We start from the raw sequence: 18280 nt of genomic DNA on the forward strand, positions 1-18280 counted from the left end.
AGCCGCTCAGGCCGCGACAGCCTGGCGCGCCTTCTCGGTCAGGCCGATCTGGTCGAGTGCGGCAGCGAGCTGGCCGACCGTGCGGTCAGACTGGTGCCATTTCTCGAGGCCAAACAGGCCGACGCGGAAGGTCTTGAAGTCTGCGGTCTCGTCGCACTGCAGCGGCACGCCGGCAGCGGTTTGCAAACCTTGTGCAAGAAATTTTTTGCCGGACTGGATGTCTGGGTCAGTGGTGTAGCTGACGACCACGCCCGGGGCTTTGAAGCCTTCGGCGGCCACGCTGGGCAGGCCGCGGCTTTCAAACAGTTTGCGCACTTTGCTACCCAGGGCTTCCTGCTCGGCTTTGACTTTGGCAAAGCCGTAGTCTTGCGTTTCTTTCATGGCGGCGCGCAGGCGCGTGAGGGCGTCTGTGGGCAAGGTGGCGTGGTAGGCATGGCCGCCGTTTTCATACGTTTCCATGATCTGCATCCACTTCTTCAGGTCGCAGGCAAAGCTGGAGCTGGCGGTGCTGTCAATGGCGGCGCGGGCGCGCTCGCTGAGCATGACCATGGCGCAGCAAGGTGAGCTGCTCCAGCCTTTTTGCGGGGCGGAGATGAGCAGGTCAACGCCGGTGGCCTTCATGTCGACCCACATGGCGCCGGAGGCAATGCAGTCGAGCACAAAGAGGCCGCCGACGGCATGCACCGCCGCGGCCACGGCCTGCAGGTAGCTGTCGGGCAGGATCATGCCGGAGGCGGTTTCTACGTGCGGCGCAAAAACGAGCGCGGGCTTTTCTTTGGCGATGGCAGCCACCACATCCGCGATGGGTGCGGGCGCCCAGGGGGCTTGCGCGCCGGGGCCGGTCTGCCTGGCCTTGAGCACGGTGTGCGACGCGGGGATGTGGCCCATGTCAAAGATTTGCGTCCAGCGGTAGCTGAACCAGCCGTTGCGGATGACCATGACATGCTTGCCTCCCGCAAACTGGCGGGCCACGGCTTCCATGCCGTAGGTGCCGCTGCCGGGCACCAGGGCCACGGCGTGCGCCTTGTACACGTCTTTGAGGATGCGCGAGATGTCGCTCATCACGCCCTGGAAGCTTTTTGACATGTGGTTGAGCGCGCGGTCGGTGTAGACCACCGAAAACTCGAGCAGGCCGTCAGGGTCAACGTTGGGGAGGAGTCCGGGCATGGTGTTGTCTCTCAAATCGTTATTAAAAGTCGGGCAACCAGCTTAACAGGATGGGGCGATTTTGGCAGTGGGGTTATGTGTGACGGCGGAAGGCGGCAGGGCCATGCAGCAGGGGCGCCATTCGCTATTAATTTAATAGCTGCTTGCGCTCGTCCCTATTGACCTGCAGGCACTTTTTATGTGTAAAAGTTGATTCAAGTCAAGAAATTCGGGGGTTTTGAGGCCCTGGGACGCACCCTACCCGCCACCACGCCCCGCCAGGCCTTCCTGATGCAATCCTGATGCGGCCGATGGTACGCTGGGCTTCTGATGATGAAAGCTGCCCTACCCACCCTCGCCACACCCACCACCGGTACAAGTTTGCGCCACTGGGCCATCGTGGCGCTGCTGCTGGCGGCTGCCACCGGCGGCGGGCTGCTGCTCGCAAGGCAAGTCACGATTGCCAGCCAGGCCATGCTGTATGTGCTGGTCGTGGTGGTGGTGTCTTACACCATGGGCTGGAAGGAGTCCGTGACCTGCGCGATAGTGGCCGTGACCGCTCTGAACTACTTTTTTGTGCCGCCGCGTTTTACCTTTGAGGTGGAGAGCCGGGATCACCTGATTGCGATTTTCAGCATGCTGCTGGTGGCGCTGGCCATCAGCCACCTGTCTGCGCGGCTGCGGCGCGAAACGGCGGTGGCCCGGTTGAACGAAGAGCGGGCGCGCCAGCTGCAGGGCCTGGCCACACAGTTGGCAGCTGCAGCAAACGCTGAAGAAATTGCGGCACTGGGCCAGGCGGCGCTGGACGAGGCCTTTGAAGGCCCCTGCCTGCTGGGCACGCGGCAAGCCGGCGGCGAACTCTCGAACGCCGCCGTGCTGGAGCCCTCAGTGCTGGACGGCATGAAGTGCTGCATGCGCGAAGCGGCCACGCTGGGGCCCGGCACCGGGCGCTGGCCGGGGCTGAACGCCTGGTACCTGCCGCTGGGCGACAAGACGCAGATGCACGGCGCGGCCCGGGTAGAGCCCGCACCGGCACACGACACCGGCGGGCGTGAACATGCCGAGGCGCTGTGCGCGCTGCTGGGGCAGGCGCTGTGGCGGCTGCAGCTCAGCCAGTCGATGCAGGCGGCGCAGGGCGAGGCGCAACGCCAGCAAGTGCAAAGCACTTTTCTGGCGGCCATTTCGCATGACCTGCGCACGCCGTTGGCAACCGTGGTGGGCGCGGCATCAGCGCTGCAAACGCAGGGCGACAAGCTGGCCCCGGCCGAGCAGGCGCGGCTGCTGGGCAGCATTGTGAGTGAGGCCTCTTATTTATCGACCGTGACGGAGAACACGCTGCAGCTGGTGCAACTCTCCAACACCGCGCAGCCGCCGGCGCGGCAATGGGAGTCGCCGGAGGAAATTGTCGGCACGGTGCTGGCGCGCGTGCGCAAGCGCGATACGCAGCGCCGCATCACCTCGGCCGTACAGGCCGGGCTGCCTCTGATCAGGGCTGACCCGGTGCTGCTGGCGCAGCTGGTGGACAACCTGCTGGACAACGCGCTCAAGTACAGCACCGGCGCGATTGCGCTGTCGGTGGAGGCCCAGGGCAACACGCTGCGGCTGGCGGTAAAGGACAGCGGTCCGCAAATCGCAAAAGACAAGTACGAGGCCATCTTTGCGCCCTATGCACGCGGTGACCAATCCGGCCCGCGCGGCGCGGGCCTGGGACTGGCGCTGTGCCGTGCCATTGCAGAGGCGCACCAGGGCCGGCTCACTTTATCGTCGCGCCGTGATGTTGGCGAACCAGGTGAAGGCAATGTCTTTACGTTGACGCTGCCCATCGAGGCGCAGCAACCCGCGGGGATGCAGCCATGAGCCTGCGCCTTCTGGTGGTGGAAGACGACCGCGACCTGCGCGAGCTGATGCGCGCGTCGCTATCGGTGGAAGGCTTTGAGGTACAGACGGCCGTGTCGCTGAGCGAAGCCGCCGCGCTGGTGCGCAACGACCCGCCCGACGTGATTGTGCTGGACCTGGGCCTGCCCGACGGTGACGGCGCAGAGCTGGTGCAGGAAGTGCGGCGCAAGCATTCACTGCCGATACTGGTGGTGTCGGCCCGGCACCAGGAAGCGCAAAAAATCAAGCTGCTGGACGCGGGCGCCGACGACTACCTGACCAAGCCCTTCAGCGTGAGCGAGCTGCTGGCGCGCATACGCGTGGCGCTGCGCCACCGCGGCACGGCCCTGGCTGCGGCCGTAACGGTGCATGAACTTGATGGTTTGCGTGTGGACCTGACGCTGCACACCGCGCAGCTGCACGGCGAAACGCTGCACCTGACGCCCACCGAGTTCAAGCTGCTGGCGCGGCTGGTTCGCAGCGCGGGCCGCGTGGTGACGCACCGGCAGTTGCTGGCCGATGTGTGGGGGCCGGAGTACACCGAGCACGTGCATTACCTGCGCCTCTATATGGCGCAGCTGCGCGCCAAGATTGAGCAGGAACCGGCCGAGCCCCGGCATTTGCTGACCGAGACCGGCGTGGGTTATCGGCTGGCGACGGACTGAAACCGGCCTGAACGGCGATTTCCTTACGCGCACTTATGCGTTCCTGATGCCCGCCGGCCGACAGTGAGGGCTTCTTCACTGAGGGATGGAATGTATGGGAAATGTCGCAACGACTGCGAATGCTGCTGCAGAGGGCCAGGCCACAGCCGCCAACAACACAACGCGTAAAAAAGGCCACCGCGAAGGCGTGGCGGCGCTGACGCTGGGTGCGCTGGGCGTGGTGTACGGCGACATTGGTACCAGCCCGCTCTACACCATGAAGGAAATCTTCAGCCCCGCCACGGGCGTGCCGCTGGATGCGGCGCACCTCATAGGCGCGGTGTCGGTGATTTTCTGGGGCCTGATGATGATCGTCACGCTCAAGTACATCCTGCTGATCTTGCGGGCCGACAACAACGGCGAAGGCGGCATCATGGCGCTGACCGCGCTGGCGGCCAAGGCGGCCGGGCACAACCCGAAAGCGCGCACCGCCCTGCTGCTGACGGGCGTGCTGGGCGCGGCGCTGTTTTACGGCGACAGCGTCATCACGCCTGCGATCTCGGTGCTCAGCGCGGTCGAAGGCCTGGAGGTAGTGACGCCCGCGCTCAAACCCTACGTGCTGCCGGTGTGCATGGCGGTGCTGGTGGGGCTGTTTGCGGTGCAGCGTTTTGGCACGGGCCTGGTCGGCAAGCTGTTTGGTCCGGTCATCGTGCTGTGGTTTGGCGTGCTGGCCTTTACCGGCGCGATTGAGATTGCGCAGCAGCCCGGCATACTGGCCGCGCTGAACCCGCTGAACGCCATTCGCTTTTTGAGCGCTCAGGGCTGGCACATGTTTGTGGCGGTGGGCGCCATCGTGCTGGCCTTTACCGGCGCGGAGGCGCTGTATGCCGACATGGGCCACTTCGGCAAGCGGCCCATCCAGTTTGCCTGGGGCGGCCTGGTGCTGCCGGCGCTGGCCATCAACTACATGGGCCAGGGCGCGCTGCTGATGCGCGACCCGGCGGCGCTGGAAAACCCTTTCTATCGCATGTTTGCCGAAGCCTGGCTGATTCCCGCCGTGGTGCTGGCTACGCTGGCTACGGTGATTGCATCGCAGGCCGTCATCTCGGGTGCTTATTCGATGACGCGGCAGGCCATACAGCTGGGCCTGCTGCCGCGCATGAGCGTGCTGCACACCTCGGCGCGCGAGGCCGGTCAAATCTACATGCCGGGCGTGAACTGGCTGCTGCTGGCGGCCGTGCTGGCCACGGTGCTCGGCTTTGGCAGCTCGTCTGCGATGGCGGCAGCCTACGGCATTGCAGTGACGATCACCATGCTGATCACCACCTTGCTGACTTTCTTTGTCATACGCCAGGGCTGGCGCTACCCCTTGCCGCTGGCGATTGCGGCCACCGCCGTCTTTGTGGCGCTGGACCTGCTGCTGGTGGTGTCGTGCATGCTGAAGTTCATGCAGGGCGGCTGGTTTCCGCTGGTGATGGGTGTGGCGATCTTCACCGTGATGGCGACGTGGCGGCGCGGGCGCGAGCTGCTGGTAGAAAGCATCCGCCACGACGACCCGGAGCTGTTGCCCTTTGTGACGGCGCTGTCGGCCGACAGTGTGAACCGGGTACAGCGCACTGCGGTGTATGCGGTGGCCAACCCCGACACGGTGCCGCAGGCGCTGATGCACAACCTCAAGCACAACCAGGTTTTGCATGAACGCAACCTGATCCTGACGGTGGTGTTTCATGAAGTGCCGTGGATACCGTTTACCGAGCGCGTGCAGGTGCAGCCGCTGGCACCGGGTTTCTGGCGGGTAGAGGTGAACTACGGCTTCAAGAACACGCCCGACATTCCGAAAGCGCTGGAGCTGTGCAAGGCCCAGGGCCTGCCCATCAACCTGTTTGAGACCTCGTACTTTTTAAGCCGCGAAATCGTGGTGCCCACGCGCGGCTCGGGCATGGTGCACTGGCGCGAGGCGCTGTTCGCCCTGATGTCGCGCAACGCAGGCAGCGTGGCGGGGTTTTTCAAGCTGCCCAACAACTGCGTGATTGAGCTGGGGACGCGGGTGCAGATTTGAGGGAGCCAGCAAGTGCGCGAAGTTACTATCAAATTGATAGCTGGTTGCGCAGACTCCCATTGGGCTGCAGGCACTTTTGATGCCTGAAAACGCCTGTTTTTGACACTTTTTGGCGCTCAAAAGGCTCTCAGGCCAGTTTTCAGTTCACACGGAAACGCTATCAAAACAATAGCTGCTTGCGCCCGTTGTTATTGGGTCAGAGGCCTTTTTTGTGCCTGAAAATGGCCCAAAAAGGCCGGTCAGGCGCCCGCCCAGCCGCGTCAGGCCTTGCCGTCGTACTGCTCAAAGAAATCGATGGGGTGCATGTCGATGCGCCAGCCGGCCTGCTCGCCCAGCGTGGCCGCCGGATGCAGCGAGGCGGTTTTCACGGCTTCGTCCGGGTTGGCAGCGTCGATGATGAAAAAGCCGCCCACCAGCTCTTTGGCCTCCGTGAACGGGCCGTCGATCTTCTGCGTCTTGCTGCCGCGCGGCTGCAGGCGGATGGCGGGCTCGCCCAGCGAGGCGCTGACACGCAGCTGGCCGGTGGCCTTGAGCTGGGCATCCTTGGGCGGGCACTGGCTGACCAGGGCCTGCATGTCGGCGGGTGCCATGGCGGCGAATTCGGCGGGGTTGTAGTAGGCGAGGCAGAGGTATTTCATGGTGTTTCCTTCAAAAAATGGTGACTGACACCTCTACGACGAATGGATTCGACCGGAATCGACAGGCTGGCCACGGAAAATTCCGGCTTTATGCCAGATTCGGCCATGGTCGCATCATGGCGCATGTTGGAAGGCGGCAGCCCCAGCACAGCTGGCGCGGTAGCCCATACCCCGCGCAGCGATGACAGCCCGTAGACAATCAGGCACATTGATGCCAATGTGGAATGCATCCATGGCGATGAGTAAAAGCGGTTTCCCATCTTATGAACTCGTTATCCAGATATTTCTTCAAGGTCCTTTTTGTGGCGTCGAGCGGCCTGACCGCGGCAGGGATTGGCATCGCGTGCTTCCTGCTCATCAATCTTGCACCCACTGTCATCTGGGGTGATGAGATTCTTGTGGTCTCACCCTACTTCACGGGAATCCCCAGCCTGGTGGCTGGATTTTTCGTATTTGCGTGGTTCTTCAAGAACGTGCTGGAGTGGCTTAACTACGGCTTTCAGCCACAGCAGAGGTCCCCTTCGGGGCCGCAATTCATTTTTACAGGAGTCACTATTGCGTTAGGCATAGCAGCGATTTTTACTGCCACGAACGGGCTCTACTCCCAATTCTTCGACCTGGCATGGCGCGAAGAAATCCGGCTGGGCAATGGTGAGCTGAAGGTCGTGGAAACACGCAGAACCTATGAGCGCACCGGCTGGCGGCTGCACGAATTCAAGGATGCACGCCTGCAGAGTACCGAACTCAGTTTTGAACCGGCGGCGGGTGAACCCAAGGTGTCCGTTATCACTCAGTTTCAGCCGATCTACCTGAACCGGTTTGATGGAATCTGGTATCTCGTCCTGGCCGGACTGGATGACAGCTTGAACCAAGCACTGCCTAAAGAAAATTGGGGCAGCAGTTACAACACAATGGGACATCGGCTTGCGACATTGGATGGTCGAGAATTCAAACCCATCTCATGGGAGAAAGCCCCCAGATCCATCGTTTTTCACAACCTGCTGTCGACAACTATTTTTGATCTGGCCAAGGTCAAGGCGACAGAAAAGCACGTCATGACCTTGGGTGAAAAGCAGACCTTGATGTACCGGTACGTCAACACGCCGCCGAATCCAGATCCGCTCAGAATCACGAGAAGCGAGGCCATGAAAACACCGATGATCGCCGAGTACCGGCAGGCCATTGACGATCTCATCAAACCGCCCTGACTGGCAGATCAGCCCATCAAAGATCTGACATCACCCGGTCGCTTCAGCTCAGCAACGCCGGCAGGTCGGCCATAGCGGTGAACACATGCACCGCACCGGCGGCGCGCAGGGCTGCGGGCGCGTCGTGGCCCAGCTCGGGCGGGCTGTAGCCAAACACCGTGCAGCCGGCCGCCACGCCGGCCGTGACGCCGGTGACAGTGTCTTCGACCACGGCGCAGCGCTTCGGGTCTACCCCCAGCGCGGCGGCGGCGGCCAGGTAGACATCGGGGAAGGGCTTGGAGCGTGGCAGCTCGTGCCCGCTGAAGATGTTGCCCTCAAAGAAAGGCATCAGGTCGCACTTTTCCAGCTGCAGCTCGACCTTGAAGCGGTCGGCGCCGGACGCGCAGGCGATGCGGCCCTGATAGGCCGTGTGGATCTGGCTGACGGCCTCCACCGCGCCATGCACAGCCAGCAGAGACTCGACCAGGGCTTCGTTGCGGCGGGCGCGAAACTCCAGCATCCACGCTTCGGTCAGCGGCTTGCCGGTATGGGCTTCGATGGTGGCGGCTTCGTCCTTGACGGCCTTGCCGACAAACATGGCCATGCATTCGGCCGAGCCGAGCTTCCAGCCGAGCTCTTCCAGCATGTCGCGGAGCACGCCGTTGGTCAGCGGCTCGCTGTCGACCAGCACGCCATCACAGTCAAATAACACGGCATCGAACTTCATCTGTCAGCTTTCTTTTTCAGGGGGTCGCCTTGGGCTTGCCGTTGGCTGCGTTGAGGGTGAACATCACCCACTCAGGCCTCATGTTAAATCGCACCGGCAAGATGCTGACGCCCAGGCCGCTGGTGATGTACATGCGATTGTCTTCGTGCCCGACCCAGCCGTAGGCCCAGTCGCGCGGGCCGGCGCCGGGCACGACCAGCGCGCCGACAAAGGGCAGGTAGACCTGGCCGCCGTGCGTGTGGCCGGCTACGACGAGACCGCGCACGGGCGGCAAGTCGATCAAACTGGCCGGCTCGTGCATGAACACCAGGGCGTGCGCGCCCTTGGGCACCTTGCTCATCGCCTTGGCCGGTTGGGAGTGGCCGGTGTGGTCGTCGCCCACGCCCACCACCCAGACGGGCGTTCCGGATGCTCCGGGTGGCACGGGTAAGGGCAGGGGTAAAGGCACGGCGTCGTTCTCGAGCACCGTGATGCCCGCGCGGGTGAATGCCGCGGTGAATTTTTCGCCGTCGTGCCACCAGTCGTGGTTACCCATGACCGCATAGACACCCAGCCGGGCTTTCAGCCCGCCCAGCACCTGGGCGATCTCGTCCTCGGGTGTGGCGGCGGTGTCGGGCTTGTAGTCGCGGTCGGCAATGAAGTCGCCGGGCAACAGCACCACGTCTGGTTGGGCGGCATTGATCTGCGCCACGATGTCACGCGCACGCTCTACCGTCATGATGCGCCACAGCGGGCGTTTGGTGAAGTGCCAGTCGGAAGCAATGGCCACTTTCAGGCCGGGCGGCCCTTTCCAGTCCGGAACGGTTTCACTGATCTCGCGGTGGGCGACCCAGCGTGGTTCGATGATGACGACCCATGTGCCCAGCAGCAAAATCACCGGAACCAGAACGCAGGCCCAGCAAGACCTTTGCAGTTTTACCAGGCGCTCATAAACGGACATCAACACCCGCTTCGTTCACGGCCTCCATCACGCCGGTGCTGTGTGGCGCCAGGCCGTAAGCGCGCAGGTTTTTGCGCAGCTCGGCGGCATCGACTTCGTTCCAGGCCAGGCCGCAGTCCATGCAGGCATGTGAATGCTGGTTTTGCAAAAGCACGGGCTTGCCGACAAGCGAGCGCAGCAAGCCACGCAAGGGATAGAACCGCTCCGCTTCGAAATTGCCGCGAACCACCTTGCGGCTGCTGCAGCGCAGGCAATACATGCCGCGCACGGTTTGATTGAACATTGGTGCTCCCCGCCCAGTTAAGGCTACCGCTCACATGGTACCAACGGCCTGCCGTGCGAACGGGGCCGGAGCTCCTGGCGGGCGGTTCATTGCAACTGGCCAGGGGTGGAGCCGAAACGGCGCACGGGAATGGAGTCGCCATCGGCTTCGGGCGGACTCAGGAAACGGATCGCGCGCTGGGCCTGGTCATCCTCCACCATCAGGCCCTGCAACGCTGCGTCGAGCGCCGCAAAATCTCCGACCTCGCTACGGCGGCTACCCACCGCCACGGTGAACCGCAGCGCCATGGAGGTGGGGTCGTCGGCATCACGCATCAGCCCCAGGGCCACCAGCCGGGACAGGCGGGCCCTGAACGCTTCACCCGGCATCACGCCCTCCATCACAATGCCCAGCATGTTGCGGCCAAGCCGCCCCACGGTGTCGAAGTCGCGCGTGATGGTGCGTACCAGCCGCACGCTGCGGGCCAGCAGTTCTTCGGCCTCAATGATGTTCAGCCCGTCCGGGTCGGCCGGCTCCACAGAAACATAGATGATGGCCAGGTCACGCTTCAGCTCTGGCGCGGCGTTCCAGATGCGGGCCGCGCGGTCGCGAAAGGTTTTCCTGTTAAGGAAACCGGTGAGCGGATCGTGCTCTTCGGCCGCCTGCTCGCGCACTGTATCGGCGTGGCGCAGACGGCTCCAGGCGTTGATGCACAGCATCATGACCACCACCTCCACCAGGGCAGCGGCGACCGGAGTTTCGCCGGGCAACCAGGGCGCGTTGATAAGCCCCGAGCTTTCGGCAAGGGCGAGGGCCACGCAAACAAGGTAGGGCAGGTACACCAGCAGCCAGTAGCCGCCGAAGGCCACACCACGCCGCCAGGCACGCCAGGCGCAGGTGATGGTGAAGGCAAAAACGCTGAGTGTGATGGCGTGAAACATCGGCACCATGCGGTCGTACTGCTCAACGAAGGGGCTGGCCGTCATGTACATGAGGCACAGCGCAACCAGCACGCGCGCCATGCGGTGAAAGTTCCGCCCCTGCAGCCCGCCGAAGATGGACCGGGTGAACTGGAGGTTGAAGGCCAGGGCGCCCATCACAGACAACACAATCGCGTGGCTGGCAAAGGTTGTGGCGTGGGGCCACAGGTAACGCTGGGCCGCGCCGGTGTAGCAGAGGGTGGCCATGACGGTAAACACAAGGTAGCCGGCATACCAGGCATAGGTGCGGTCGCGATAGGCCAGCGCCATCTGGGCGCAGAAGAGAACCAGCGTGATGATCACCCCCAGCTGCAGGCCCACCCACAACATCTGCACCACATCTCGCCGGGACGCCTCTGCCGTACCTACCAGCACGGGACTCAGATTGACGGGCAAGCGGTGTACCACGCGGACAAAAATGTCCTGCGCGTCCGCGCCGGGCTGCGGCAACGGAAAACGCGGCCGCAGCGAATCGACAGGCCACCGCACATGCGCCACAAAATCGCCGGCCACAGCCATGCGCCATGCACCGCCCGCATCGCGCTGGAAGAACTCATACCGATCCACGATCACGGTGGGAAATTCCAGCAGCCAATCGGCGCCATTCACCACGCCCCCCGGCGCCAGCGTCATGCGCAGCCAAAGCGGCGAGGCCGCACTCACTGCATAACGCTTGCCGCTCACCAGGGGCTTGAAGAGCGCGGCATCCATGGCCGCAACCTGCGCAACGGTGGCGCTTGCGGGCAAGCCTTCAAGCACCTGCAGCGGGGCGGGGTAGGACGCCGGACTGCCGGCAGTGGCGGGCGGGGAATTCAGCCCGAGCAGAAACACCAGCCCCAACACACCGGTCCAGAGCAGCGGATTGCACTGCCGCCACGAAGCCGAACGGGTTGCGCGCTGTTCTTTCATGAAATCCATTCTTCACCCGAGATGCTATTAATACAGGAGCAACCAGAACCCGTCAATTAAGGGCTTAAAGCACCTTTTATAGCTCATCACAGGTGGTCGCCGTCGACGTAGTACCAATGGCCTAACTCGAGAACAAAGCGGCTGCGTTCGTGCAGGCGCACGGCCGGGCTGCCGGGGATTTTCTGGCGGGCGACGAATTCGACCTCGGCGTGGGTGTCATCGATCTGGCGATGGCTGCGCACTTCGAGGCCCAGCCATTTCACGCCGGGGTCAAACTCGATGGAAGCGGGCCGATGGCTGGTGTGCCAGGTGGCGAGCAGGTAGTCGGCACGCCCGGCCACAAAGGCGGTGTAGCGCGAACGCATGAGGGACTCGGCGTCGGGCGCGGGCACGGTGTCGAAGTGACCAAGGTAGCGGCCACAGCAATTTGCGAACGGCAACGGCTTTTTGGCCGGACCGGTGCGGCCGCAGGGGCACGGCTGAGAGGGTGACGGGCCCGGCATCACCCGCGCATCAGCCGCAGGCGTTGTTGTTGGCGCGCGCCTTGCGCTCTTCCAGCGTTTCGGTGGGTGCGCCCTGCTTCACCCATTCGGCATAACCGCCGTCGATGTGGGCCACATTGCGCATGCCCATGTCCTGCAGGGTCTTGGTGGCCAGGGCGCTGCGCCAGCCTGCCCCGCAAAAGAGGATGAACTCCTTGCCTTCGTCGGCAAACAGGGGCTTGTGGTATGGCGACTCGGGGTCTACCCAGAATTCAAGCATGCCGCGCGGCGCGTGAAAGCTGTCCACCACAGTGCCGGCTGCCAGCTCGCGCACATCGCGGATATCGACGATCTGTACCTTGGGGTCGCCGAGTTTTGACCTGGCCTCTGCAACGGAATAGGTTTTGACCTGCGCCACGGCCTCGTCGACCAGTGCGCGGAATCCTTTGGTAATCGGCATGCTCTGTCTCCTGCTGTGGATAGCCACTGAATTAACAAGTTTACGGCGTGCACTCCATGCGCAGTGCGACAAATCCCGCAAACCCAGCAGGGGCCGCGGAACCGGCTTTGCCGGGCCGCAGGCGCCGCCCCCTGCAAGGGGGGAGGAAGCTACACGCAGTGAGCTTCAACGGGGGTGTGCTCAAAGTCCTCGTTGGATAATTATTTTTTGCACGTCGGAAGTGCCTTCATAGATCTGGCACACCCGCACATCGCGGTAGATGCGCTCCACCGGGAAATCGCTCACATAGCCGTAGCCGCCCAGCGTCTGGATGGCGGCGCTGCAAACCTCTTCGGCCATTTCGCTGGCAAAGAGCTTGGCCATGGCGGCTTCTTTCAGGCAGGGCAGGCCGGCGTCGCGCAGGCTGGCGGCGTGCCAGATCAGCTGGCGGGCCGCTTCGATCTTCGTGGCGCAGTCGGCCAGGCGAAAGCCTACTGCCTGGTGGTTGAATATGGCGGTGCCAAAGCTCTGGCGTTCTTTGGCATAGCTGAGCGCAAACTCAAACGCGCTGCGCGCCATGCCCACGCTTTGCGCGGCGATGCCGATGCGCCCGCCTTCGAGCGCACCCAGCGCGATCTTGTAGCCTTCGCCTTCGTTGCCGATCAGGTTCTCGGCCGGGATGCGGCAGTTGTCAAAATTGATTTGCGCGGTATCGCTGGAGTGCTGGCCCAGTTTGTCTTCAAGCCGCGCGACGACATAGCCCGGCGCGCTGGTGGGCACGATGAAGGCGCTCATGCCTTTTTTGCCGGCGCCCTTGTCGGTGACCGCAATCACGATGGCGGCGTGGCCGTTCTTGCCGCTGGTGATGAACTGCTTGACGCCATTGATCACGTATTCGTCGCCGTCTTTGACTGCCGTGGTTCGCAGCGAGGAAGCATCGCTGCCCACATGCGGCTCCGTCAGGCAAAAGACACCGAGCATTTCGCCCTGCGCGAGTTTTGTCAGCCACTGCTTTTTCTGTTGTGCATTGCCGTAGCGCATGAGGATGGCATTGACCGGGCAGTTGGTGACACTGATGGCCGTGCTGGTGCCGCCGTCGCCGGCGGCGATTTCTTCGAGCACCAGCGCGAGCGTGAGGTAGTCCAGATTGGCGCCGCCGAACTCTTCGGGCACGCAGATGCCGTAAGCGCCGAGCGCGGCCAGGCCCTTGTGCGCCTCGACCGGGAAGTGGTGCTCTTTGTCCCATCGCGCGGCGTGGGGCCAGAGCTCGGCCTGCGCAAAGTCGCGCACCGCGTCGCGGATCATGGTTTGGTCTTGGGTCAGAATCATCGAAATCTTTCAGTGGAGTGCAGGGCTCACCATGTGCTGAAGCGGCGGCCGTCGTAGTCAAGAAAGGAGCCCTTGTGTGCGGCGGTCAGCCCAGCCAGGGTCTTGCGCATGCCCGAGACACTTTGAACCGTGGTGAGCGGCGCGTCCAGGCCGCCCATGTCAGTCTGCACCCAGCCGGGCGACAAGGCCACCATGATGGCGCGCGGGTAGTCATGCTGGGCAGACGCCACGGCCATGTTCAGCGCAGCCTTGCTGACGCGGTAGGTCCAGCTGCTGCTGGACGGTACCTCGCCAATGCAACCCATGCCGCTGGTGATGAAGGCAAAGCAGCCTCCCTTGCCTCCGCGTGCGGCTTCGACCATGGGCGCGACCTGCGGAATGGCCTGCATGGCGCCCAGCACATTGGTGTGCAGGGTGTGGTCAAACGCCTCACGCGTCGGCGGCGAGAGTGCATCGCCCTGCGGAAAGACGCCGGCCACGTAGAGGGCAATGTCGATCTCTTCGCCGTCCAGCAGCCAGGCCAGGCCGCTGATGCTGGCAGGCTGGGCCACGTCCAGCCGCAAGGCCTTGGCGCCCAGGGCCTTGAGGCGCTGCAGGCCTTCGTCGTTGCGCGCGGTGGCTATGACGTTGGCACCGTCGGCAAGGTATTGGCTGACGAATTCAAGGCCTATGCCGCGTGATGCGCCGATGACGAGGACTTTCATGGATTAGGGCCTGTTAACACTGTGTTTGCAAGCCCTAGCCCGCAAAATTGAAATACTTCGACCAGGACGGATCGAACGCATTGCTCAGCTCAACGTCGGCGAACGATGCGCCGCGCAAGCTGGTGTCAATCACGCCGAGTGCGGCAGGCAGGTCGCCCACGTAATAGTTGGCCAGGCGCCGGCCGTTCCTGACCACGGTGTGGGACAGGATGCCGGCATGCTGAAGCTCCAGGCGGGTGGCAATCTGCTCCTGGACTTCGCGGGCACGCTCCAGTGCCGCATGGTCATCCACGGGCAGGCGCAGCTCGATTGCGTGACCAAGGTCAGGCCGCGCTGCAATCGCATTGGCGCTCTGGTTGACCGCCACGATCGCCTTGTCGCCCTCCTGGTCATCTTCTTCGTCACCCTCTTCGTCACCGTCCCCGTCGTTGCCAAAGACGACTGTCATGACAGACCACCGGTGTTCGCCGCTCGGGAACAAGCCTGTGTGCCCCAGTTCGTTCGTCCAGAACGCGTCGAGCACAGCGCCGAACTTGTCGAGCGTCGTGGAGCCGGCCACTTCGTCCGAGAACGCATCGACGAAGTCCACAAAACCCACCTTGACCGCGAAGTCGTACTCGCCCAGCACATGGTCGAGCATGATGAAGGTCATGTTGCGCGCATGGTCCTGCATGTCGCTGGGCAGTTCACGCGCAAACATGACTTCGATGCCCACCTGCCCTTCATCGGCGACGTGGCCGATCAGCACCTCGGAGGTTGCCAGTTCAAAGTTATCCATCCGCATGGGAAAGTCGGGGCTCTCCGTGCGGGCGCGAAAGGCGGTGAGGCTGTAGTGCTTCAGCGGCGGCGCGCGCTTGACGAAATCCAGCAGCAGCGGAAAGGTTTCGGTACTGCCGTGCGCGGTGGCGATCAGTTCGACCTGCTGGTCGCCGTCGTCAGCCGACATTTCCAGCGCCAGCCCCTCCAGGTACTCCTCGAGAACTTCATTGATGTTCTCGACCTGGTCGCGTACCGGCTGGCGGACAAGCTCCGCCTCGCCCTCCTGGAATTTCAGCCAGAAGGCATCAATGCGCTGGGCGAGCTCAGCGGGTGAAAGCGTTTGTGGTGCTTCTTGCGTCATACCAGCTCGATCGCCATGGCTGTGCCTTCACCGCCGCCGATGCACAAGGTGGCAACGCCTTTCTTCAGGCCGCGGGCCTTGAGCGCGTGGATCAGCGTAACCAGGATACGGGCACCGGACGCGCCGATGGGATGGCCCAGCGCACAGGCACCACCGTTGACGTTGACGATGTCGTGGCTGATGCCGAGCTCTTTCATGGCCGCCATGGGCACCACGGCGAAGGCTTCATTGACTTCCCACAGGTCCACGTCTTTGGCGCTCCAGCCGATTTTCTTGAGCAGCTTGTTGACGGCGCCGACAGGGGCGGTGGTGAACCATTCAGGGTCTTGCGCAAACGTGGCGTGGCCGAGGATGCGCGCGATGGGCGTGGCGCCCAGTTCTTTGGCGGTCGATTCGCGCGCCAGCACCAGGGCGGCGGCGCCGTCGTTGATGGACGAGCTGGAGGCGGCGGTGATGGTGCCGTCTTTCTTGAAGGCCGGTTTGAGCGTGGGTATCTTGTCGAGCTTGACCTTGCCCGGGCCTTCGTCGATGGAGATCACCGTTTCACCGCTGCGGCCCTTGACGGTGATGGGCGTGATTTCGGCCTTGAAGGCACCGGATTCGGTGGCGGCCTTGGCGCGGTTGACGCTGGCGGTGGCAAAAGCGTCCTGCGCCTCGCGGGTGAACTTGTACTTGTCGGCGCACTGCTCGCCGAAGGTGCCCATGGCGCGGCCGGGTTCATAAGCGTCTTCCAGGCCGTCGAGCATCATGTGGTCATAAATGCGGTCGTGCCCGATGCGGATGCCGCTGCGGCCCTTGAGCAGCAGGTGGGGTGCGTTGGTCATGCTTTCCATGCCGCCGGAAACCATCACGTCGCGGCTGCCTGCGATGAGCTGGTCGTGCGCGAGCATGGTGGCTTCCATGCCGGAGCCGCACATTTTGGACAGCGTGACGGCACCCACGCTGGCAGGCAGCCCGCCCTTGAAACCGGCCTGGCGTGCAGGCGCCTGGCCCTGGCCGGCCATCAGACAGTTGCCGAACAGCACTTCGTCGACCTTTTCAGGCGCGATGCCGGAACGCTCGATGGCGGCCTTGATGGCGTAGCCGCCCAGATCATGGGCCGACAGGCTGGCGAAGTCGCCCTGGAAGCCGCCCATGGGGGTGCGGGCTGCGCCGAGGATGACGATGGAATCAGACATGAGGTTCTCCTTGAAAAAACTGAGGTAGTGAAAAAGCGAATGGAATGCGGCGGGCTTTACGGCTGCGCCGCAACGCGTGTGAAAGTGCCCAGGCCTTGCTGGTTGTAGTGCTCGAGGGTGATCTGGTTGCCGCTGAACGTGGCTTTGGAAAGCGAGCCCGGCGGCGCGCTGTCGTTGAGCGGCACAAAGGTATAGGTGTCGCCGTCCCAATGCTGCAGGGGAAAGACCAGCTGGGGCGCAGCACCTATGCGCAGCTCAAGCGCACCCTGCGCCGTGCGCACGACCTGCAGCGGGCCGAGGTAGTCGTTGCGCCAGGTGCCCGTGTTGGCCTGCAACGGTGGTGCGGGCTGCGCCGGGCGGGGCTTGCCCGCGAGTTCGCCCTGCGGCGTGAAGACCTCGGCCATCTGTGCGGCGGCAATGGCGTACCAATCCTTCTTCACGGCGCGGAACTCTACCAGGTCGTAGAACTGCGCCACCAGCCCCTCGGCCACACCGGTGGGCCAGGCATTGGTGAGCACCACGATGCCCAGATTGGCCGACGGCATGACGGCGAAGTTGGTGGACGCGCCCCAGGAAAATGCGCCGTTGTGGCTCAGCACGGGGCGGCCGGCTTCGGTGGTGCTTATTGCGAAGCCATAGCCGTAAAACACGGGACGCTTGCCCGGCGCGGAGGCTTCCTGGGTGAGGTTCTTGGGTGTGAGGGCCGGCATCAACGCAGCAGCCGGCACCAGTTGCCCGCCAGGGCCGATGCCCCCTGACAGCACAAAAGACATCCAGCGCGCGACATCCCTGGCCGAAGAACTGACGCCGCCGGAGGGTTGCTGGCGGTCGGTGTTGAAACCCGTGGACCAGTTCTGGCGGCCGGGGATGTAGCCACGCTCGGGACCGATGACAAACACGCCGTTTTCCTTGACATGGCCTGGCGCGCGGTTCGACCTGGCCAGGAAATCCGCAAACCGCGAGCTGGTTGATGCCATGCCCAGCGGCTTGTAGAGCACCTGTTCCGAAAGGCTGGCCCAGTCCGTGCCGGCCGCCGCGGCGACCGCCATCGCGGCGCCGGTCATGCCGTAGTTGGTATAGGCGTAAGAAGCGCGAAACGGTGTCAGCGGCAACTGGCTGAAGCTGCGCAGGATGTCCTGCTGCGGGTAACCGAGCTCTTCGAGCATGTCGCCGGCATGGCCGGGCAAGCCGGAGCGGTGCGCGTACAGGTCGCCGATGGTGATGTTTTCGCTGACGTAGGCATTGCCCAGGGCAAAGCCGGGCAGGTGCTTGCGCATGGGTGTTTCCCACTTCACCTTCTCGGCGCCGACCTGCTGCGCGACAACCGTGGCGCCAATCGGCTTGGACATGGAAGCGAGCTGGAAAACGGTGTCGGCATCGACAGGCTGCGGGGAGCCGGCCGCACGCACACCAAAACCCTTGGCGTAAACGATGCGATCGCCCTCCACCACGGCCACGGCCATACCCGGAATCCCCGAGCGCCGCATCAACTGCTCAGCCATGCCGTCAATTTGGCCAATGGCGTAGGAAATCTGCTCAGACGCGGGCGGGCTCTGGGCGTAGGTGGGTGCAACCAGGGAGCCGGCAACGACAGCCATGAGCCATGCCAGAGGCAACAAGCGCGGGGAAAAGAGGCCGGACATCATCAACGTCTCCTTCAG

At 63.5% G+C, this 18280-nt stretch carries 18 protein-coding genes; 4 read left to right on the forward strand and 14 right to left on the reverse strand.

All coding sequences use genetic code 11. The features are described from left to right. Positions 1-6 precede the first annotated feature (6 nt). Positions 7-1167, reverse strand: coding sequence for an aminotransferase class V-fold PLP-dependent enzyme (locus AC1DU8_RS18735; RefSeq protein WP_477702426.1), 1161 nt, complete (start codon positions 1165-1167; stop codon positions 7-9). 312 nt (positions 1168-1479) lie between these two features. On the opposite strand from AC1DU8_RS18735, the gene AC1DU8_RS18740 reads away from it, so the two are divergent. The 3 genes from AC1DU8_RS18740 (at position 1480) to AC1DU8_RS18750 (ending at position 5724) form a co-directional block, all read left to right on the forward strand. Further along, entirely contained in the window at positions 1480-3003 is a 1524-nt protein-coding gene (locus tag AC1DU8_RS18740; protein WP_477727141.1) for a sensor histidine kinase, read from the forward strand. After that, on the forward strand, positions 3000-3686 hold the full coding sequence (locus tag AC1DU8_RS18745; RefSeq protein WP_477672302.1) for a response regulator: 687 nt from the start codon (positions 3000-3002) through the stop codon (positions 3684-3686). The genes AC1DU8_RS18740 and AC1DU8_RS18745 overlap by 4 nt, the downstream gene beginning before the upstream one ends. A 94-nt stretch (positions 3687-3780) precedes the next feature. Continuing rightward, positions 3781-5724 (forward strand): potassium transporter Kup, encoded by a 1944-nt coding sequence (locus AC1DU8_RS18750; RefSeq protein ID WP_477727142.1) that lies wholly within the window; start codon positions 3781-3783, stop codon positions 5722-5724. Positions 5725-5984: 260 nt separating this feature from the next. Here AC1DU8_RS18750 and AC1DU8_RS18755 read toward each other — a convergent pair whose 3' ends face one another. Together AC1DU8_RS18755 and AC1DU8_RS18760 are read right to left on the reverse strand one after the other, a co-directional pair. After that, the gene (locus AC1DU8_RS18755; RefSeq protein ID WP_477727143.1) at positions 5985-6362 is read right to left on the reverse strand and encodes a YciI family protein; all 378 of its coding nucleotides are present in this window, start codon (positions 6360-6362) and stop codon (positions 5985-5987) included. Beyond that, entirely contained in the window at positions 6359-6571 is a 213-nt protein-coding gene (locus AC1DU8_RS18760; RefSeq protein WP_477689831.1) for a hypothetical protein, read from the reverse strand. The genes AC1DU8_RS18755 and AC1DU8_RS18760 overlap by 4 nt, the downstream gene beginning before the upstream one ends. 54 nt (positions 6572-6625) lie before the next feature. Here AC1DU8_RS18760 and AC1DU8_RS18765 point away from each other — a divergent pair, with 54 nt between their 5' ends. Further along, on the forward strand, positions 6626-7570 hold the full coding sequence (locus AC1DU8_RS18765; protein ID WP_477727144.1) for a hypothetical protein: 945 nt from the start codon (positions 6626-6628) through the stop codon (positions 7568-7570). Positions 7571-7613: 43 nt separating this feature from the next. On the opposite strand, the gene AC1DU8_RS18770 is transcribed toward AC1DU8_RS18765, so the two are convergent. The 11 genes from AC1DU8_RS18770 to AC1DU8_RS18820 all read right to left on the reverse strand — a co-directional run bounded on the left by AC1DU8_RS18770 (position 7614) and on the right by AC1DU8_RS18820 (position 18265). Further along, complete coding sequence (locus AC1DU8_RS18770) at positions 7614-8276, reverse strand: HAD family hydrolase (protein WP_477666821.1); 663 nt, start codon at positions 8274-8276, stop codon at positions 7614-7616. Between the two features lie 16 nt (positions 8277-8292). Next, positions 8293-9216: a metallophosphoesterase gene (locus AC1DU8_RS18775; protein ID WP_477702428.1), complete on the reverse strand. Its 924-nt coding sequence runs from the start codon at positions 9214-9216 to the stop codon at positions 8293-8295. Beyond that, entirely contained in the window at positions 9203-9499 is a 297-nt protein-coding gene (locus tag AC1DU8_RS18780; RefSeq protein ID WP_477666823.1) for a hypothetical protein, read from the reverse strand. The genes AC1DU8_RS18775 and AC1DU8_RS18780 overlap by 14 nt, the downstream gene beginning before the upstream one ends. 86 nt (positions 9500-9585) lie before the next feature. Further along, positions 9586-11367 (reverse strand): sensor domain-containing diguanylate cyclase, encoded by a 1782-nt coding sequence (locus tag AC1DU8_RS18785; RefSeq protein ID WP_477666824.1) that lies wholly within the window; start codon positions 11365-11367, stop codon positions 9586-9588. Positions 11368-11453: 86 nt separating this feature from the next. Further along, positions 11454-11870, reverse strand: coding sequence for a YchJ family protein (locus AC1DU8_RS18790; protein ID WP_477727145.1), 417 nt, complete (start codon positions 11868-11870; stop codon positions 11454-11456). 10 nt (positions 11871-11880) lie between these two features. Beyond that, positions 11881-12309, reverse strand: a complete 429-nt coding sequence (locus tag AC1DU8_RS18795; protein WP_477702430.1) for a rhodanese-like domain-containing protein — start codon at positions 12307-12309, stop codon at positions 11881-11883. A 180-nt stretch (positions 12310-12489) separates the two neighbouring features. After that, complete coding sequence (locus AC1DU8_RS18800; RefSeq protein WP_477689826.1) at positions 12490-13617, reverse strand: acyl-CoA dehydrogenase family protein; 1128 nt, start codon at positions 13615-13617, stop codon at positions 12490-12492. 26 nt (positions 13618-13643) lie between these two features. Beyond that, complete coding sequence (locus AC1DU8_RS18805; protein WP_477727146.1) at positions 13644-14321, reverse strand: SDR family oxidoreductase; 678 nt, start codon at positions 14319-14321, stop codon at positions 13644-13646. A 34-nt stretch (positions 14322-14355) separates the two neighbouring features. Further along, on the reverse strand, positions 14356-15441 hold the full coding sequence (locus tag AC1DU8_RS18810; protein ID WP_477666829.1) for a DUF695 domain-containing protein: 1086 nt from the start codon (positions 15439-15441) through the stop codon (positions 14356-14358). Then, a complete protein-coding gene (locus tag AC1DU8_RS18815; protein ID WP_477649773.1) occupies positions 15438-16619 on the reverse strand; it encodes an acetyl-CoA C-acyltransferase in 1182 nt (393 codons plus the stop codon). The genes AC1DU8_RS18810 and AC1DU8_RS18815 overlap by 4 nt, the downstream gene beginning before the upstream one ends. Positions 16620-16675: 56 nt before the next feature. Then, a complete protein-coding gene (locus tag AC1DU8_RS18820; RefSeq protein WP_477689824.1) occupies positions 16676-18265 on the reverse strand; it encodes a serine hydrolase in 1590 nt (529 codons plus the stop codon). Positions 18266-18280: the final 15 nt, after the last annotated feature.

It is taken from the genome of Polaromonas sp. P3_A5 (genome assembly GCF_056403055.1).

Excerpts from the sequence above, each read along its gene's own strand:
- AC1DU8_RS18735 (WP_477702426.1), bottom strand. The coding sequence starts at position 1,167 with ATGCCCGGACTCCTCCCCAACGTTGACCCTGACGGCCTGCTCGAGTTT.
- AC1DU8_RS18740 (WP_477727141.1), top strand. The coding sequence starts at position 1,480 with ATGAAAGCTGCCCTACCCACCCTCGCCACACCCACCACCGGTACAAGT.
- AC1DU8_RS18745 (WP_477672302.1), top strand. The coding sequence starts at position 3,000 with ATGAGCCTGCGCCTTCTGGTGGTGGAAGACGACCGCGACCTGCGCGAG.
- AC1DU8_RS18750 (WP_477727142.1), top strand. The coding sequence starts at position 3,781 with ATGGGAAATGTCGCAACGACTGCGAATGCTGCTGCAGAGGGCCAGGCC.
- AC1DU8_RS18755 (WP_477727143.1), bottom strand. The coding sequence starts at position 6,362 with ATGAAATACCTCTGCCTCGCCTACTACAACCCCGCCGAATTCGCCGCC.
- AC1DU8_RS18760 (WP_477689831.1), bottom strand. The coding sequence starts at position 6,571 with ATGTGCCTGATTGTCTACGGGCTGTCATCGCTGCGCGGGGTATGGGCT.
- AC1DU8_RS18765 (WP_477727144.1), top strand. The coding sequence starts at position 6,626 with ATGAACTCGTTATCCAGATATTTCTTCAAGGTCCTTTTTGTGGCGTCG.
- AC1DU8_RS18770 (WP_477666821.1), bottom strand. The coding sequence starts at position 8,276 with ATGAAGTTCGATGCCGTGTTATTTGACTGTGATGGCGTGCTGGTCGAC.
- AC1DU8_RS18775 (WP_477702428.1), bottom strand. The coding sequence starts at position 9,216 with ATGTCCGTTTATGAGCGCCTGGTAAAACTGCAAAGGTCTTGCTGGGCC.
- AC1DU8_RS18780 (WP_477666823.1), bottom strand. The coding sequence starts at position 9,499 with ATGTTCAATCAAACCGTGCGCGGCATGTATTGCCTGCGCTGCAGCAGC.
- AC1DU8_RS18785 (WP_477666824.1), bottom strand. The coding sequence starts at position 11,367 with ATGAAAGAACAGCGCGCAACCCGTTCGGCTTCGTGGCGGCAGTGCAAT.
- AC1DU8_RS18790 (WP_477727145.1), bottom strand. The coding sequence starts at position 11,870 with ATGCCGGGCCCGTCACCCTCTCAGCCGTGCCCCTGCGGCCGCACCGGT.
- AC1DU8_RS18795 (WP_477702430.1), bottom strand. The coding sequence starts at position 12,309 with ATGCCGATTACCAAAGGATTCCGCGCACTGGTCGACGAGGCCGTGGCG.
- AC1DU8_RS18800 (WP_477689826.1), bottom strand. The coding sequence starts at position 13,617 with ATGATTCTGACCCAAGACCAAACCATGATCCGCGACGCGGTGCGCGAC.
- AC1DU8_RS18805 (WP_477727146.1), bottom strand. The coding sequence starts at position 14,321 with ATGAAAGTCCTCGTCATCGGCGCATCACGCGGCATAGGCCTTGAATTC.
- AC1DU8_RS18810 (WP_477666829.1), bottom strand. The coding sequence starts at position 15,441 with ATGACGCAAGAAGCACCACAAACGCTTTCACCCGCTGAGCTCGCCCAG.
- AC1DU8_RS18815 (WP_477649773.1), bottom strand. The coding sequence starts at position 16,619 with ATGTCTGATTCCATCGTCATCCTCGGCGCAGCCCGCACCCCCATGGGC.
- AC1DU8_RS18820 (WP_477689824.1), bottom strand. The coding sequence starts at position 18,265 with ATGATGTCCGGCCTCTTTTCCCCGCGCTTGTTGCCTCTGGCATGGCTC.